Annotated in this window: 18 protein-coding genes and 2 pseudogenes; 15 read left to right on the forward strand and 5 right to left on the reverse strand. The window is 47.1% G+C overall.

Annotated elements, in window-relative coordinates:
- Positions 1–789 precede the first annotated feature (789 nt).
- The 3 genes from K1I37_RS16565 to K1I37_RS16575 all read left to right on the forward strand — a co-directional run bounded on the left by K1I37_RS16565 (position 790) and on the right by K1I37_RS16575 (position 2,606).
- Positions 790–1,830 (forward strand): Delta(5) desaturase DesA, encoded by a 1,041-nt coding sequence (locus tag K1I37_RS16565; protein ID WP_021294753.1) that lies wholly within the window; start codon positions 790–792, stop codon positions 1,828–1,830.
- Between the two features lie 292 nt (positions 1,831–2,122).
- On the forward strand, positions 2,123–2,317 hold the full coding sequence (locus K1I37_RS16570; RefSeq protein WP_021294752.1) for a cold-shock protein: 195 nt from the start codon (positions 2,123–2,125) through the stop codon (positions 2,315–2,317).
- A 106-nt stretch (positions 2,318–2,423) separates the two neighbouring features.
- Positions 2,424–2,606, forward strand: a complete 183-nt coding sequence (locus K1I37_RS16575) for a cold-inducible protein YdjO-related protein (protein ID WP_081653891.1) — start codon at positions 2,424–2,426, stop codon at positions 2,604–2,606.
- Between the two features lie 65 nt (positions 2,607–2,671).
- On the opposite strand, the gene K1I37_RS16580 is transcribed toward K1I37_RS16575, so the two are convergent.
- Positions 2,672–3,004 (reverse strand): transposase, encoded by a 333-nt coding sequence (locus K1I37_RS16580; RefSeq protein ID WP_407653232.1) that lies wholly within the window; start codon positions 3,002–3,004, stop codon positions 2,672–2,674.
- Positions 3,005–3,133: 129 nt separating this feature from the next.
- On the opposite strand from K1I37_RS16580, the gene tnpA reads away from it, so the two are divergent.
- The 6 genes and pseudogenes from tnpA (at position 3,134) to K1I37_RS16605 (ending at position 6,907) form a co-directional block, all read left to right on the forward strand.
- Positions 3,134–3,460 (forward strand): IS66 family insertion sequence element accessory protein TnpA, encoded by a 327-nt coding sequence (gene tnpA, locus K1I37_RS16585; protein WP_021295100.1) that lies wholly within the window; start codon positions 3,134–3,136, stop codon positions 3,458–3,460.
- Positions 3,454–3,813 (forward strand): IS66 family insertion sequence element accessory protein TnpB, encoded by a 360-nt coding sequence (tnpB, locus tag K1I37_RS16590; RefSeq protein ID WP_021295101.1) that lies wholly within the window; start codon positions 3,454–3,456, stop codon positions 3,811–3,813. Before tnpA ends, tnpB begins: the two co-directional genes overlap by 7 nt.
- A gap of 85 nt (positions 3,814–3,898) precedes the next feature.
- The gene (gene tnpC, locus K1I37_RS16595) at positions 3,899–5,491 is read left to right on the forward strand and encodes an IS66 family transposase (RefSeq protein ID WP_146824594.1); all 1,593 of its coding nucleotides are present in this window, start codon (positions 3,899–3,901) and stop codon (positions 5,489–5,491) included.
- The gene (locus K1I37_RS16600; protein WP_242215932.1) at positions 5,469–5,855 is read left to right on the forward strand and encodes a hypothetical protein; all 387 of its coding nucleotides are present in this window, start codon (positions 5,469–5,471) and stop codon (positions 5,853–5,855) included. The genes tnpC and K1I37_RS16600 overlap by 23 nt, the downstream gene beginning before the upstream one ends.
- Positions 5,856–6,088: 233 nt before the next feature.
- A pseudogene (locus tag K1I37_RS22000) lies at positions 6,089–6,205 on the forward strand (transposase); the annotation flags it as partial.
- A 159-nt stretch (positions 6,206–6,364) separates the two neighbouring features.
- Positions 6,365–6,907 (forward strand): DDE-type integrase/transposase/recombinase, encoded by a 543-nt coding sequence (locus tag K1I37_RS16605; protein ID WP_272496370.1) that lies wholly within the window; start codon positions 6,365–6,367, stop codon positions 6,905–6,907.
- Between the two features lie 96 nt (positions 6,908–7,003).
- On the opposite strand, the pseudogene K1I37_RS16610 reads toward K1I37_RS16605, so the two are convergent.
- Positions 7,004–8,014: pseudogene (locus K1I37_RS16610) on the reverse strand (IS256 family transposase); the annotation flags it as partial.
- A gap of 211 nt (positions 8,015–8,225) precedes the next feature.
- Here K1I37_RS16610 and K1I37_RS22005 point away from each other — a divergent pair.
- Positions 8,226–8,555 (forward strand): PAS domain S-box protein, encoded by a 330-nt coding sequence (locus tag K1I37_RS22005; RefSeq protein ID WP_161624326.1) that lies wholly within the window; start codon positions 8,226–8,228, stop codon positions 8,553–8,555.
- A gap of 5 nt (positions 8,556–8,560) precedes the next feature.
- Positions 8,561–9,298 carry an ATP-binding protein gene (locus K1I37_RS16615; protein WP_021295348.1) on the forward strand — a complete coding sequence of 246 codons (738 nt, stop codon included), beginning with the start codon at positions 8,561–8,563 and terminating at the stop codon, positions 9,296–9,298.
- Positions 9,299–9,507: 209 nt separating this feature from the next.
- On the opposite strand, the gene K1I37_RS16620 is transcribed toward K1I37_RS16615, so the two are convergent.
- Positions 9,508–9,714, reverse strand: a complete 207-nt coding sequence (locus tag K1I37_RS16620) for a hypothetical protein (protein ID WP_021295349.1) — start codon at positions 9,712–9,714, stop codon at positions 9,508–9,510.
- 161 nt (positions 9,715–9,875) lie between these two features.
- Between K1I37_RS16620 and K1I37_RS16625 the strand changes: the two genes are divergently transcribed.
- Positions 9,876–10,148 carry a LysM peptidoglycan-binding domain-containing protein gene (locus K1I37_RS16625; protein WP_021295350.1) on the forward strand — a complete coding sequence of 91 codons (273 nt, stop codon included), beginning with the start codon at positions 9,876–9,878 and terminating at the stop codon, positions 10,146–10,148.
- Positions 10,149–10,376: 228 nt separating this feature from the next.
- Positions 10,377–10,766, forward strand: a complete 390-nt coding sequence (locus tag K1I37_RS16630; protein ID WP_021295351.1) for a MerR family transcriptional regulator — start codon at positions 10,377–10,379, stop codon at positions 10,764–10,766.
- Between the two features lie 73 nt (positions 10,767–10,839).
- On the opposite strand, the gene K1I37_RS16635 is transcribed toward K1I37_RS16630, so the two are convergent.
- The gene (locus K1I37_RS16635; protein ID WP_031217979.1) at positions 10,840–12,042 is read right to left on the reverse strand and encodes a macrolide family glycosyltransferase; all 1,203 of its coding nucleotides are present in this window, start codon (positions 12,040–12,042) and stop codon (positions 10,840–10,842) included.
- Between the two features lie 175 nt (positions 12,043–12,217).
- On the opposite strand from K1I37_RS16635, the gene K1I37_RS16640 reads away from it, so the two are divergent.
- Positions 12,218–12,520: a hypothetical protein gene (locus tag K1I37_RS16640; RefSeq protein ID WP_021295353.1), complete on the forward strand. Its 303-nt coding sequence runs from the start codon at positions 12,218–12,220 to the stop codon at positions 12,518–12,520.
- A 161-nt stretch (positions 12,521–12,681) separates the two neighbouring features.
- Here the strand turns inward: K1I37_RS16640 and K1I37_RS16645 are convergent, their stop codons facing one another.
- Entirely contained in the window at positions 12,682–13,506 is an 825-nt protein-coding gene (locus tag K1I37_RS16645) for a helix-turn-helix transcriptional regulator (protein ID WP_031217980.1), read from the reverse strand.
- Positions 13,507–13,639: 133 nt separating this feature from the next.
- Between K1I37_RS16645 and fabF the strand changes: the two genes are divergently transcribed.
- Positions 13,640–14,872 (forward strand): beta-ketoacyl-ACP synthase II, encoded by a 1,233-nt coding sequence (gene fabF, locus K1I37_RS16650; protein WP_021295355.1) that lies wholly within the window; start codon positions 13,640–13,642, stop codon positions 14,870–14,872.
- Positions 14,873–15,002 lie beyond the last annotated feature (130 nt).

Genomic DNA, 15,002 nt, shown 5'->3' on the forward strand with positions numbered 1-15,002 from the left:
CTGCTACGCCGTTAGACGACTACTACATGTCCTCCGAATCATTCCGAGGTTCTCCTCGAAATATTCTAATTGAGGCTCCGCGCCGCCAAGCAGACTAGGCTTCTTCATTGAAACACCAACGCCAGGTGATGAGGGTACCTGGCGTGTGCATACCGATCAGATTCTCGCGTCAAAACCACCTCCTTCTGAGGGAGGCGGCCGGCGTTTACTACATGGGGACAAAACAAAAAGACGCCCCGCGGATAGGCGTCTCTGCGTTTTGTTCCCTGATACCATAATACACGGGTTATTTCGGCATGGACTGTTGAACCACTGTTGTTTTACTGTTGATTTTTTATCATCTTCCTCTACATCGCATATTACATCCCATGGAATTTTTTAATTTGAGCGTTTTGCAGAATTAACGTTCACAACGCATTTGACACTATATATAGTGTTCCATTGATAGTTCGTACACTATATATGTGCGAGAAACGGTGAAAAATCGAATTCTGCAAAACGCTCAATTTAACTAAATAAATTTTATACATTATATTGTTAACAATTGATGCGTCAGTACTAATTAAACCGGTCAAACTGTTTGACAAATCGATTATTTAAACGTATGTTATAAATGGGTATTTTATCATGAAGCTGAACCAAAGTGGTTCTTAAACGCTGATTTATGAATACCAAAAAGAAATTCTTGAACTGAGAGATCAGGAAAAAATCAAAGTATTTGTACATCTCAAGGTATTCGGGGATCGTTGTTGAGCCCCCTATTCCGACCACTTGGAGAATCGAGAAAGGATGAAAAATATTCATAGTAACGAGGAATTGCGGATTAGTTGGAAAGAGCAGCTTGCTCCATTTCAAAAATCGGATACCAAGAAAAGTATCTGGCAAGTTATCAACACTGTTGTGCCATTTTTGTCGCTTTGGACATTCGCGTATTTAAGTTTATCGATATCTATCTGGCTAGGGATTGCCATTGCAGTTGTAGCATCTGGGTTCTTTATTCGCCTCTTTATCATTTTCCACGATTGCGGACACCATTCTTTCTTCAAAAGCCGAAGAGCCAACGAGATAGTTGGGATTATAACAGGGATTCTGACTTTCTTTCCATATCATCAGTGGAAGTACGAACACGCCGTCCACCATGCTACCAGTGGTGACTTGGGACGACGAGGAACCGGGGATATGTGGACATTAACAGTCAAGGAATATGAACAATTGCCCTTTGTCAAGAGGATGGTTTATCGGGTATATCGAAATCCCTTCGTCATGTTTGGCATCGGCCCTATCCATCTTTTCTTCAACCAGTATCGATTCAATCGAAGAGGCGCTGGAAGAAAAGAACGTGTAAATACACACATAACCAATTTCACGCTCATTGCCATTTTAACCGCGCTTAGTTTCATCCTCGGATGGAAAGGCGTACTCCTTGTTGAAGGTCCTATTCTTTACCTCGCAGGGGTAATAGGAATTTGGTTGTTTTACGTCCAGCATCAGTTTGAGCACACATATTTTGAAGAATCGGATAAATGGGATTATGTTAATGCTGCATTGCAGGGAAGCTCCTTTTATAAATTGCCGAAGATACTGCAATGGCTAACTGGAAACATCGGATATCACCACGTTCATCATTTGGGCCCGAGGGTGCCGAATTACCATCTCCAGAAAGCACATGAAAGCACGGACTTGTTCCGCAACGTTCCATCTGTCACCTTAACCTCCAGTCTTGGAGCTCTGCGTTACCGATTGTGGGATGAAGACAGTCATCGATTTGTCGCGTTCAACGAAGTTGCGATTGACAATCGGAACAAATCCTCTATTCGACTCGACCGTTAAATTTAGCCCGTATGATGTGGGTGTTGTTCAAGAAGTCAAAATCCCCGTCATGAAGCGCAATTTAAGTCGACACGATTATAATTTTAAAATTTTAAGTAAATTCATTAACTTTCCACTGCACTAGCAGTATAGTTAAATTGTTCAGAGTGCATGGGATTAAGGTATGATTTTAATGTGCCGTTTTTCTTTGCTTTTCACTTCGGATTGCAAAGGAAAACGGCTTTCGTACTTTTGTTTTGTGTTTAACGTGTGAACAAATTAGATCGTGCCATGGGCATGAGGAGGAAATACTATGGAACAAGGAATCGTTAAATGGTTTAATGCGGATAAGGGATTTGGCTTCATTTCTCGTGACAACGCCGATGATGTATTTGTACATTTTAGCGCTATCCAAGGAAATGGTTACCGTTCTTTGGAAGAGGGGCAGCGCGTAAACTTTGACGTTGTACAGGGTGCCAAGGGGCCACAAGCTGAAAACGTTGGTTAACTCGTTTAATAAATAAGGGACTGTTCTTAAGGTGGTTTAAATACCTTACGGGCAGTCCCTTTTAGTTTTACTGATTGGCCTACCCTTTAGGAAAGGTGGCATATCAATGGGCTATTTTAATAATAGGAGAAAACCCGCTTCTGAATACGTCTATGCCGATACTGTTATTTGGCAATGCTCTAAATGCAATTGTTGGTCAAGGCAAGAGTTCATTCATGTAGCTGAACCGAATTGCCCTATGTGCAAAGGGATGATGAATCTAGAAACAAAAAATATTCGGATTGAATAAGCTCGTATCAATCCGCGGTAGTGTCCCGTCAAGTGGTGTAAATTGAGTGCAACCCCTAGTGTTAGCTATTTATGCAAAACTGACGTTGGAGCTAGTAACTGCTGTTCATCAGTGCCAATGAGTTTTGCCATAGACTCTCGGCTGAAGTAGCGCCTTGCAACTATCCATTCATCGTTCTGCTCTTGGAGAATCGATCCTCCAAGGCGCAATACAGACTCTCGGTTGGGGAATATGCCAACCACATCAAAGCGCCGCCTTAGTTCACGATTTAAGCGCTCAAGTGGGTTTCTCTTAAGCCCCGTTATATAATTGGACAAGACCTGATGTTTGTAGAAGGATAGACTCAGGAGGGATTGTTCATGGTCAGACGTAAGTTTTCCCAGAAGTTTAAGGAACAGGTTGTGAAGGAATGTTTGGAGACTGGCAATGTGTCCATCGTTGCTCGGTAAGCGTCAAATTCTCCCCACCTAGCGAGGCTGGGCAAACCCTGAAAGAATGTAGTTAAAACCTTTCAGGAGGTCATGGTCATGACAAAAGCAAATTTGGCACAGTTGCGAGAAACTTGGCAGGAGTGTGTGACCGCGTTCCACAACAGCGGACAAAGTGGCGCAGCGTGGTGTGCCGACCATGGTATCAAGGAACATCAACTCTGGTACTGGGTGCGCCGTTTTCGTGAACTCACCTCAACTCCTTCCTCTTCGCCTGACTTTCTACCAGTGCAAATTCGGGAATCTCTTTCGGTTACGAACACTCCCTTGCTGGTTCGAGTCGGAGCAGCCGCGATTGAAGTGCATCCGGGATATGACGCCCAATTGTTGCTCGACCTAATCAGGACGCTCGTAGGTTCATGCTGAGCAACATCGGTCCAGAGCAGCGAGTCTATCTAGCGTGCGGTGTCACGGATATGCGTAAGAGCATCGACGGATTAGCTGCGTTGGTACAAGCACAATTTCAGTTGGACCCGTTCTCTCCGTGTTTGTTCGTCTTTTGTAACCGTCAACGGGATAAGCTCAAAATTCTATGCTGGCAGCATAACGGGTTCTGGCTATTCTATCGACGATTGGAACGAGGCCGGTTTGAGTGGCCCAATTCGGCCGAGGATAAGACGGTTGTCATTAGCCACCGAGAGTTGAATTGGTTGCTGGACGGATTGTCCCTCAACCAGCAGAAAGCCCATCCAAAGGTGGTGGCACAAACGGTCGTTTGAGTGTCCAGAAGCAGCTATGGATGCGATGGAGGAAATCATTGAAAATCTTGATACGACAAGGATTTCGGGCATGCGTGTCGAAGAAATGGGTATGGAAAATACATCGGTAGAAACCATCGAACAAATAGAAGTTTTACAACGACGCTGCGTGTCCTTGGAGCAAGAGAACGCCGAGTTGAAACAGCAAGTGAACCTGCTGCTTGAGCAACGGCGTCTGGATCGGCAAAAGCGTTTCGGAATGTCCAGTGAGCAGTCAGATGCTGACCAGATGCGGTTGTTCAATGAGGCCGAAGTGGCATCGGATGAAGAACCCGAGGCAGAAGAGCCATCGGTTGAAAACGCGACGCAAAAACAGCGTAAGAAGCAACCTGGACAGCGGGCAGCTATGCTGGCGCACCTCCCTGTTGAGCGGATAGAGTATCGCTTATCGGAAGAGGAACGTGTTTGTCCGTGTTGTGGTGGACTCATGCACGAAATGAGCGCAGAGATACGCCGAGAACTTAAGCATATTCCGGCGCAAACGGTCGTCGTTGAGCGTGTGCAATATGTCTACGGCTGCCGACCGTGTGAGAAGGTTGAAATTCATCCTCCCGTGGTCAAGGCGAGCACGCCACGCCCAGCGTTTCCGGGGAGTTTGGCGTCCCCATCCATGGTGGCTTATATCATGAACAAGAAGTTTGTAGAAGGTATGCCCTTGTATCGGCAGGAACAGCAGTTTACCCGACAGGGCTTAGCCATCTCTCGCCAGACCATGGCAAATTGGGTGGTGGCCGGAGCCACGCGTTGGCTCAGCCCCATATTCGAAAGGCTCCATGAGGAACTACTTACCCAGCGTTACTTACACGCAGATGAGACGACACTGCAAGTGCTGCACGAGCCAGGGCGGGCGGCCGATTCGAAATCATATATGTGGCTGTACCGAAGCGGGCGTGATGGGCCACCAATTGTTCTGTACGACTATCAAGAAACTCGGTCGAAGGAGCATCCGAAGAAGTTTCTTCAAGGGTTCAAGGGGTATCTTCACGTAGATGGATATCCCGGTTACCACGACCTGGAGAACGCCACACTGGTTGGGTGTTGGTCGCATGCCCGTCGCGGCTTCAATGACGCACTGCAGACGCTACCGGCGGCCGAGCAGAAGAAGCCTTCAACCGCAAGGAGCGGGCTTCAATATTGCAACGAGTTATTCAAAATTGAGCGCGGGCTAAAAAACGCCACTGCAGAAGAACGCCGAGCAGGACGGGAAAAGCAAAGTCGACCAGTGCTTGACGCTTTTTCAGCATGGCTTCATGAGCAGAGCGCACTCGTGTTGCCAAAGAGCGCTTTAGGCAAAGCGATTACGTATTGCATCAATCAATGGAGCAAGCTCGTTGTTTTCTTGGAAGACGGGAATCTGGAGTTGGATAACAACCGAAGTGAACGGTCGATTAAACCCTTTGTGATCGGTCGAAAGGCGTGGTTGTTCAGTAATACGCCGCGCGGGGCGAAGGCCAGTGCGATTACCTACAGTTTGGTGGAGACGGCGAAAGAGAATCGCCTCAACCCGTTTGCGTATCTCAGATATCTATTTGAGCAATTGCCCAACATCGACATCAACGATAATGACTCGTTAGATCAGTTCCTACCTTGGTCACCGCGATTGCCTGAGGAAGTACGTGCACCTAAAGGCAAATCATAAAACACGTGATTCCCCGTCTGACATTCAGGCGGGGAATTTTATCGATTGTCATTATTATTGCTACAACCAGCGAAGTCAAGTGTGTGGAGGATTTGACGCTTACGTTGCTCGCAAACATGAGATTCGTGCGAATGTGGTGAACCGTTGGGTAAGCCTCTATAAGAATGGTGGATTTTCGATCGGGAAAACAGGAACCGGCTCGACGAATATCACGACAGATGAATATCAACAGCTGGTGGCGGAGAACAAGGAACTCGAAAAAACGAACGAGCAACTCAAGCGGACCTTGGGTGAACAGGCGCTTGAAGTGTCCATCTTGCGTGACCTGTTAAAAAAAGCGAACCCTCACTTGCGGACAAAATAGACATCGCAAGAAAGTGGATAGCCAAAGGCTACGCTGTAAGCCGGGTGCTACGCATTGTGGGGGTCTCTCGTTCCACTTACTATTTCCAACAGACACATGAGCCCAAACCACGAGTCTACCGCGGTGGGAGACCGATACCTGGTTACTCGTTGACGGTGGATGGGCGAAAAGTCAGCGACGGACAAATCAAAGAATGGCTGATGGAAGAGATCGAATCGGATGGACTGGGCTATGGATACGTCAAGTTGATGATCCAATTACGCAGACACCATGGACTGGTCATCAACAAGAAGAAGGTATATCGGCTGTGTAAGGAGCTGGGGATCCTCAAACCGCAACGTCCTGTAAAACATTCATACCCGAGCGTTTTGCAGAATTCGATTTTTCACCGTTTCTCGCACATATATAGTGTACGAAATATCAATGGAACACTATATATAGTGTCAAATGCGTTGTGAACGTTAATTCTGCAAAACGCTCACCCAAGAAAATTAGCCCGGAATCGGGATATTACCGCACCAAATCAACTGTGGGAGGTGGATGTGAAATACGGCTACATTCATGGGGAGGACAAGTTCTTCTTTATTTTGTCATACATCGATGTGTTCGACCGACAAATTGTCGGGTACCACATTGGACTGCGGTGTGAAGCCAAGGACGTCGTCATGACGCTACAAAGCGCGTTGTGGAAACGAAAGTTATTCACGGGTGAACAAGCCATGCCCGTGGTTCGTTCAGACAATGGACCACAGTTTGTCAGCCATGTGTTTGAGAAAGCGTGCGAGGACCTCAGAATCGAGCATGAACGGATTCCGCCAAAAACGCCGAACATGAATGCACACATCGAGTCATTTCATCGAGTGCTGGAGGATGACAGACTATCCACATGTGAGTTTGCGACATACGCAGAGGCGTACGAGACTGTGGACACGTACATGAAGTGGTATAACAGCGCTCGAATTCATTCAAGCATTCATTACTTGTCACCGATTGAGTTTCACCAACGGCATCTGACGAGCGGACTGATGCCAGTAAAACCAGTTCGCGTCTAATGCGCAAACGAGAAATCCTGGATGCGGATAAATGGGTGTCGGAATATTAAATCATTCTACAAAAAAGAGCGATTGTCCAATAAGAAGGGGTTGACCCGGGTTTGTCGAGCAAATCTGCTTCCAGTGCTCCTTCGGGAATCCCATGTATGCTAATACGTCTTCCTCTGCACGTTCCAGAACACCCATCGCTTTTGGAAACTTTCCTTGAAGTTGTTTCACAACGACAGATAATTGCTGTTTGGCGGCTTCCTGCGTCGGCTGCGCAAAGATGGTCCGGACAATGGATGAGACCATCGCTTGTGACGCTCTAGGCACCTGGCTGAGAATATTGCGCATTGTGTGGACACGACAGCGCTGCCAGGTCGCTCCAGTCAGCGCAGAAGCAATGGCACTACGCAGTCCTTCGTGCGCGTCGCTAATTACTAACTGTACGCCACGCAATCCACGTGCAATCAGACTGCGGATGAATGTGAGCCAAAACGCGCCGTCCTCGCTGGTGCCAATGTCAAATCCCAATACTTCACGCTCACCGGTGTTTCGCACACCAATGGCAATCACAAACGCCATGCTCTGCACCCGTCCGCCTTCTCGCACTTTCGGGAAAGTGGCATCTAGCCAAAGATATGGATACGTCCCCTCCAGCGGGCGGTTTTTGAAGTCCTGCACTACATCGTCGAGTTCTTTACAGATTCGAGACACTTCGCTTTTGCTGATTCCTTGAATCCCCATAGATTCGACCAACTCATCCACTTTACGAGTGCTCACACCATGCACATACGCTTCTTGAACAACGGACAGAAGGGCTTTTTCAGCCTTCCGCCGAGGTTCTAGGATACTTGGGAAGTAACTCCCTTTACGAAGCTTGGGAATCTGCAAATCGATCGTTCCGACACGAGTATCCCATTCTCGTTCTCTATACCCATTACGGCTGTTGCTACGCTTCTCACTACGCTCATATCGCTCAGCGCCAATCAGGGAGCTCACCTCAGCCTCCATCACTGCTTGGGTGAGAACCCTCAGCCCTTCTTTCAAGAAATCCACATCACCATCTTCTAATCCGATCTTGCGAATTAACTCCAAAAGTGCGATCTTATCCGTATAAGCCATCGAAGTGCCTCCTCTACTGATTGCTGCACACTTTTAGTAGATTGCACTCGATGGCTTTTTCGTCAAGATTCAGCCTCCTGAAGAATTTACACCACTACTTGAGACTTTAACTCCTTGGTTCGTTAATTCCGAGAGATTTTTGATTTTGACAGTCGGAACAACTATCCTATTGTACATTTTATGTAAGCGCCTATGGGGCACAAAAGAACTTATGGAATCATTTTTTAATCATACGACGGATGCGCTATCGGTATTCGATACGTCTATGCGGATTGTTATGGTGAACCCCGCTTTTGAATCGTTATTTGGGTATACGCAAGCGGAGCTAGCTGGTCGCCTTCTTCCGATTACCCCTGCTGATGAACTCGAAACCATTCGAACCAAATTTCGCGAGGTTGTCCAAGGAAAAGTGCCATTCGTTGAGTACGAAGGGAAAAAGATATGTAAGAACGGTCAAATCCTTAATGTCTTAGTGCGACTATCACCGATTAGAAACGCTCGGGGAAAAATTGTTTCGATTCCGCCGTGTCTAAGGATATGACAGAGTTGCGGAATGCTCAACAAATGTTGATAAACTACGAGAAATTGAGAGCTGTGGGGCAACTAGCAGCCGGTATTGCGCATGAAATTAGAAATCCGTTCACATCGGTGATGGGGTTTCTACAATTAATGGAGAATACTGTGCATGATTCACAGCAGAAATATTTTTCTGTCATGCAGAGTGAGCTTGCCAGAATTGAAAGCATCACGAATGAAATGCTTGCCCTTGCTAAACCTCAGGCAATGCAATATCGCCCAATTAATCTCCCTGACGTTCTTATGGATACTGTAAATCTTTTAAGTGCTCAGGCGCACATGAACAACGTTGAAATTGAAACTCAATTAGACAGCAATGAGGCGCCGGTTATAGCCGAGTTCAATCGACTAAAACAAGTCTTTGTAAATGTGATTAAAAACCGCATGGAATCGATGAGCGGTGGCGGCGTTCTGCAGATTCGGATGCATCAGACGGGTGAACTTGTCATCGTGTCATTTTCCGATCACGGCACTGGCATCCCAGACGAGATTATGAACAAAATTGGAGACCCTTTTTTCACCACAAAAGAAGATGGAACCGGTCTGGGTTTAGTTGTGAGTCAAAATATTATTCGAGACCACTCTGGAACTATGGATATTACGAGTGAATATGGGAAGGGAACAACGGTGACCATTTCTTTCCCCCTATATCAACACACATTTAAGGACGCAGCCGCAAGTATGGAGAACAACCTTTCCAAAAAATAATTCATATGCAGGGAACAAGAACCTTTCGCATGATTGCAGAAAAATGCCCTTGCATCTCTGCAAGGGCTAAGGATGGTGCTTGTGGAGACAAGAACAACTGTGCGTCACAAGCTGACTATACTGCGTAATTTTCGAAACCATATTGAAGCAGTGCCTGTGGAAAAAATCCCATGGCAGCGGTTGATGACTTTATATTCAACGCGATCCGATCAGACTTCGTCCTGGATTGCCTTTCTGTATACAATCATGATAGACATTTTAGGCACCCCGTGAGGTTCATGTGTGAACTCCGTAAAATGTTGAATCTGAACCAATTCACTTTTATGCAAGTTCTTCAGAAACCAATTGGCTTTGTCTTCTGCAGTGCTGGTAGCATCGTCATAATAAATAACCACTTGATTCACACGACGATACATGTCTATCACCCCATATATCATTATGAGGTTGACAGCTAAATAAAAACCCATAAAAAGCAATTTATCTCAAAATAAATGACTCACTAGGCGAACGCACACTCACCTTCTGGACTTTTGCCATATGTTGTGGGCGACGATAACCATTCAGGAGGGAATTTTCAATGATGCGATATATTGTCCAACGCGGGGATACATTGTGGTCGATTGCTGAGAAATTCGATACGTCAGTCGAAGAAATCGCCAGAGTAAATGGCATTCGAAACCCACATATGATTCACAAAGGGGTCGTATTACGGATTCCTAGCCCTCATTTTCACAATCATCATCATGGCCATCAAACTCAGCAACAAACGCCGCCAAGCCATCACCGGAATCAGCCCAGTGGTTATCCGCCACAAACCGACTTTCCGTGGTACGTTAATGACACCGAGTAAGAAAATACACGCCCGCCGAGCCTGGCATACTGCCAAAAGACCGCGTCCCTCACACGAGATTCGCGGTCTTTTCCAGATAACAGCAGCATACATGCAACCGCGAGTCGAGCGGGATCGCAATGGGTGTTTCAGTCTGTACAAAATCTACCATCCTTTCCGACAAGTTTGGCCCAATGGTAGTATCTAAAGTACGAGTCCACTCGAGCATGAGGAGATTGAGCTATATATATGGGGTATTCAGTAAAAGAAATCGCGAACATGTTTCAGTTGCCCACGCACACCTTGCGATATTACGAATCTGAGGGGCTACTCCCGCCGATTGAGCGATTGCCCAACGGCAGACGGATTTATCAAGAATCCGATGTGAGGAGAATCCGCATGATTCTTTGTATGCGTGAACCCGGGATGTCCGTCGACTCCATCAAGAGATTCAACGAACTGAATGACCTTGGTGATGAAGCCCTCCTCGAAAAGCGACAAATCATTTTGGAGCAGAAGACGCAGATTGAAGGCAAGATTCGTGAACTTCAGTATCTACTTGGACTCTTAAACAGGAAGCTCAATCATTACGACGAACAACTTGCCAACATGGAATCTGCGTCATCGAGAGAGCCATGATTCATTCCCTCGTGCGAAGCGAACTACGGCAGTACTGTGGTTACCGCAAAGAGTCCCAATGTGACGAGAAACGCTAGTCCGCAATTCCTCGACTTCGCTTGAATGCAAAGATCTCATCGACAGCTCGCTCATACCCACCGGCCGTTCGGAACGAATCTCCAATTTCCTCACAAACCTTTTTGATTGACGCATCCTTGAGCACGCGTTCTGTCACCGCTCGAAGTTCGTCCGCAGATAGTCCGTCTTGATTCAAATAGACGCCCGCACCGATTTCAGCTACGCGCCGCGCGATCACAGGTTGATCCGCGTTTTGAGGCAGTACGATCAGCGGCACACCGTAATACAGTGCTTCACTTGTACTATTCATTCCACCGTGCGTGATAAACACTTTTGCGTGTTGTAAGACTTCGAGCTGTGGTACGTATTGGTGAACAAGAAAATTCGCAGGAATGGCCCCAAGTTCCTCTATCTGCGTCTGTCTACCAACGGATAAAAGTACAGTGTACTTTGTGTTTGCAAACGCCTCGAAGCAGCATTTGTAAAACTCGACTGCATGATTGAACACCGTACCAAGTGAGATGTAAATCAAGTTGTCTGTGTCGACTTGCGAAAAATCAAACGAACTGTTTAGACGCGGAATGACAGACGGTCCAACAAATTTATACGACTCGTCGAATCCTTCTCCATTCGGTTGAAAACGCCTCGATGTATAGACGATGGTCAACGGCGCTGGATTGCAGAAAACTTCGTAGGCAGATTGTACTTGTACATGATATTTCTCTTGCACGTGACGCACCAACTGCTCAAACTCCTGTTTTCCACGTGCGTTCACGTCATCTGGAAAATTGCGCGATAACTGCTCTTGCAAACGATTAAACTGGTTCTCGTCGATGGCAAAACTGGTACACGAATTGATGGCCGGCAAGTTAAGCAATTGCGCCAGCAAACGTCCACAACCAAACATGGAGTCATGGATGATGTAATCAAACCGCCCGTCTTTTGTTTGCTCCAAAACACTAGGAATCACGATGTAAGCGGTCCGCAAAAGTCCCCCCACTCGCGCCCATGGCGTGCGTCCCCCCGCAAGAAAGGCCTCCAAAAATTTCTCTATGTCGAACGTGACAACCTTTGCGCCCGTACGTTCGACATCCGCACGAAATTGTTCAGCCGTAAAGTAAACGACCTCTTCACCACGGCGAATCAATTCTTGAACCACACCGAGTGTAGGATTGATATGTCCTTCGGAACCTGCATTTATCAACAAGACGCGTGCCATAGCCGTCACCTCATCGGTCATCTCATACGTTCTCATAAAATAGGCAACTCAATAACATCATAACTGTTTATGAGGAAATTTCGATGAAACGATGAGATATTCGTGATATGATTCAAACGCTGTGACGCCACGTTATCGTGACACCCTGAAATCCTGCATGAAAGAAGCGAGCGTTATGAGATCCTTTATTTCTGCATCTGAGGCGTCAGAGCTAGCTGTGAAACACATGGCAGCCCTCATTCACGCCGAACCCCACGAGGGAAAGTGGGTCATTGACGAATGTCGCTTGTCCGCCTTTTTCCACGACTCTGATTGGTATCCTGAAGGATTGAAATTTACCATCAACGGCGACATCCCACTGGTGTATCGAGCCGTCGTTCAATACAAGTCTCCGGGCAGACTATCCAAACACGAAGTGACGATGATTATATCCGTGGATGCGGAAACTGGGGCGTTTCGAGGTTATCAACCAGTATAGTCGAACCATGAAGCATGACAGGTTCCGATGGATATCATGATTCACGCGCAGGTAACTTTCTATGATACCCATCGGAACACTCCACAACCTCTGAGGTGTGTTGTGGCATATTGCTGTATATGATTGCATGCGATCCACCCAATCACCTACCCGCACTTCGGTCAATCCTCGTGTTTCACGAGCTTCTTAATTTTTTCCTCCGTATTGGTGCCTTTTGAAGGCGTATACACGCTAATCCGGATATCATTGCTACCTTGAACTTGCAGTGAAGTAAGGTCAAAAAGCATTTTTCCTGCCTTCGCATGCCTAAATTCAATAAACATGTCAGGCGCCGAACTCACTTCATTGTGATTCCAAAAACTCTGAAATTCGGGATTGACCTGGCTAATCTTGTCGACAAAATCAATGTACCAAGGGTCCCCCATGAATTGACCGTAATAGGAGCGAAAAATCGCCACAAAACCACGGATAAAATCGTTCCAGTTTTCCGCTAACACCTTAAATTCTTTTCTGGTAAATAATATCCACAGAATATTTCGTTCTTCCGCAGGCAGTTCACCGAAATCGATGAAAACCTTAGCCGCGGCTTCGTTCCAACCGATGATGTTGCACCTTCTATCCGAAACAAACGCCGGGTAAAAATGCAATTGCTGAAGAATCAAGTGGATGGCTGAACTTACTTCGGTCGTGCTCGCGGTAAGCGACGACTCGTATTGCCCTGTCGCAAGTACGAACAAATACTTTCGCTCGTCGTGTGTCAGGCGAAGTGCATCGGCGATACAATTGAGCACTTGTGGGGACACTGAGATATCGCGCCCCTGCTCTAGCCATGTATACCAAGTGGTACTAACACCTGCCAGAAGTGCGACTTCCTCGCGTCGAAGACCTGGCGTACGCCGTCGACCACTAACAGGTAAACCGACGTCATGCGGCTGAAGTTTACCTCTTTGCGTCCTTAAAAAATCGGACAGTGCTTGCCGTCGCATGAGATCGTTCAATGTTAAGCCTCCATCAGAAATGGCATCGTGTTACTCTTGATACCAGTATAAACTGCAACCTGTACCAGAATAAAGCGGGTGATAACCTAAGGAGTAGACAAGACGATTGGGGGAGTCAACCATGGAGAGAGTGGTTATCACAGGTATGGGCGTCATTACGCCACTCGGAAACGATGTAGACACCTTCTGGAATGGCTTAATTTCCGGGAAGTCTGGTATTTCCAAGATCGATTCATTCGATGTATCACAGCATAAGGCACAAATCGCAGGACTGATTCGAACGTTTCAGCCCGACGAATTGCTTGGTCGCGAAGCTCGTCGGATGGATAGGTTTTGTCAATTCGCGTTGGCTGCCGCACACCAAGCGATGGAAGACGCAAAAATCAACATGGATGACGAAAACAGCGCCCGAGTTGGCGTTTATATCGGCAGTGGAATTGGTGGACTTCAAACATTGTTGGAAAGTCACAAGACATTACTAAATCGTGGACCAAAGCGAGTAAGTCCGACATTGGTTCCCATGATGATTCCCAATATGGCAGCAGCACAAGTCAGCATTCACTTTGGTGCTACAGGCCCCTGCGTTGCCCCTGTCACCGCATGTGCTACCGGAAATAACGCAATTGGCGAGGCGTACCGACTGTTGCAACAAGACAAAGCGGATGTCGTCATCGCGGGCGGTTCTGAAGCAGCTATCAATGATCTGACCCTCTCGGGATTTGGCAATGCCACCGCACTCTCGACCCGAAATGACGAACCAGAGCGCGCTAGTCGCCCCTTTGACGCTGACAGAGATGGATTTGTCGCTTCCGAAGGCGCTGGAATCGTAGTACTAGAGACACTCAAACACGCAAAACAGCGGAACGCCACGATATATGCTGAAATCATTGGCTATGGTGCGTCTTCCGACGCATACCACATCGTTGCCCCAGAGCCGCATGGTACAGGTCAAGTTCAGGCGATGCAAGAAGCGCTTCAAGACGCTGGAATCAGCTTGGAAGAAGTTGATCACATCAACGCCCACGCCACCAGTACAATTGGGGATGCAGTTGAAACGAGCGCTATCAAGCGCGTGTTCGGCGAACACGCCTACAAACTGACAGTTACCGCGAACAAGTCCATGCTGGGCCACATGCTAGGCGCCGCTGGAGGCGTTGAAGCCGTCGCACTTGTGAAGACGCTTCGAGAAAGTATCATCCCACCGACCATTAATTTGGAAAACCCCGACCCCGCATGTGATCTCGACTATGTCCCTCAAAAGGCTAGAAATGCAGAGGTGAAAGTCGGTATATCGAACTCATTTGGCTTCGGCGGTCACAATGCCGTATTAGTCATGAAGCGGTATGAAGATTAACGTAGCAAAGACACACGGTGCAATGCGGGACAATGCCTAGGTCAATCGAAGTGCATAAGTATGATATCGTTGGAGTGACTCACATTCTCAGACAGTGGGTCACTCCTGGATATAGTTGCTTAGAGTAGTT

The sequence above is a fragment of the Alicyclobacillus acidoterrestris genome, assembly GCF_022674245.1.
In the GTDB taxonomy this organism is placed as follows: domain Bacteria; phylum Bacillota; class Bacilli; order Alicyclobacillales; family Alicyclobacillaceae; genus Alicyclobacillus; species Alicyclobacillus acidoterrestris.

Excerpts from the sequence above, each read along its gene's own strand:
- K1I37_RS16570 (WP_021294752.1), top strand. The coding sequence starts at position 2,123 with ATGGAACAAGGAATCGTTAAATGGTTTAATGCGGATAAGGGATTTGGC.
- K1I37_RS16635 (WP_031217979.1), bottom strand. The coding sequence starts at position 12,042 with ATGGCACGCGTCTTGTTGATAAATGCAGGTTCCGAAGGACATATCAAT.
- tnpA (WP_021295100.1), top strand. The coding sequence starts at position 3,134 with ATGACAAAAGCAAATTTGGCACAGTTGCGAGAAACTTGGCAGGAGTGT.
- K1I37_RS16645 (WP_031217980.1), bottom strand. The coding sequence starts at position 13,506 with ATGCGACGGCAAGCACTGTCCGATTTTTTAAGGACGCAAAGAGGTAAA.
- K1I37_RS16620 (WP_021295349.1), bottom strand. The coding sequence starts at position 9,714 with ATGTATCGTCGTGTGAATCAAGTGGTTATTTATTATGACGATGCTACC.
- K1I37_RS22005 (WP_161624326.1), top strand. The coding sequence starts at position 8,226 with ATGGAATCATTTTTTAATCATACGACGGATGCGCTATCGGTATTCGAT.
- K1I37_RS16625 (WP_021295350.1), top strand. The coding sequence starts at position 9,876 with ATGATGCGATATATTGTCCAACGCGGGGATACATTGTGGTCGATTGCT.
- K1I37_RS16640 (WP_021295353.1), top strand. The coding sequence starts at position 12,218 with ATGAGATCCTTTATTTCTGCATCTGAGGCGTCAGAGCTAGCTGTGAAA.
- tnpB (WP_021295101.1), top strand. The coding sequence starts at position 3,454 with ATGCTGAGCAACATCGGTCCAGAGCAGCGAGTCTATCTAGCGTGCGGT.
- K1I37_RS16565 (WP_021294753.1), top strand. The coding sequence starts at position 790 with ATGAAAAATATTCATAGTAACGAGGAATTGCGGATTAGTTGGAAAGAG.
- K1I37_RS16575 (WP_081653891.1), top strand. The coding sequence starts at position 2,424 with ATGGGCTATTTTAATAATAGGAGAAAACCCGCTTCTGAATACGTCTAT.
- K1I37_RS16630 (WP_021295351.1), top strand. The coding sequence starts at position 10,377 with ATGGGGTATTCAGTAAAAGAAATCGCGAACATGTTTCAGTTGCCCACG.
- fabF (WP_021295355.1), top strand. The coding sequence starts at position 13,640 with ATGGAGAGAGTGGTTATCACAGGTATGGGCGTCATTACGCCACTCGGA.
- tnpC (WP_146824594.1), top strand. The coding sequence starts at position 3,899 with ATGGGTATGGAAAATACATCGGTAGAAACCATCGAACAAATAGAAGTT.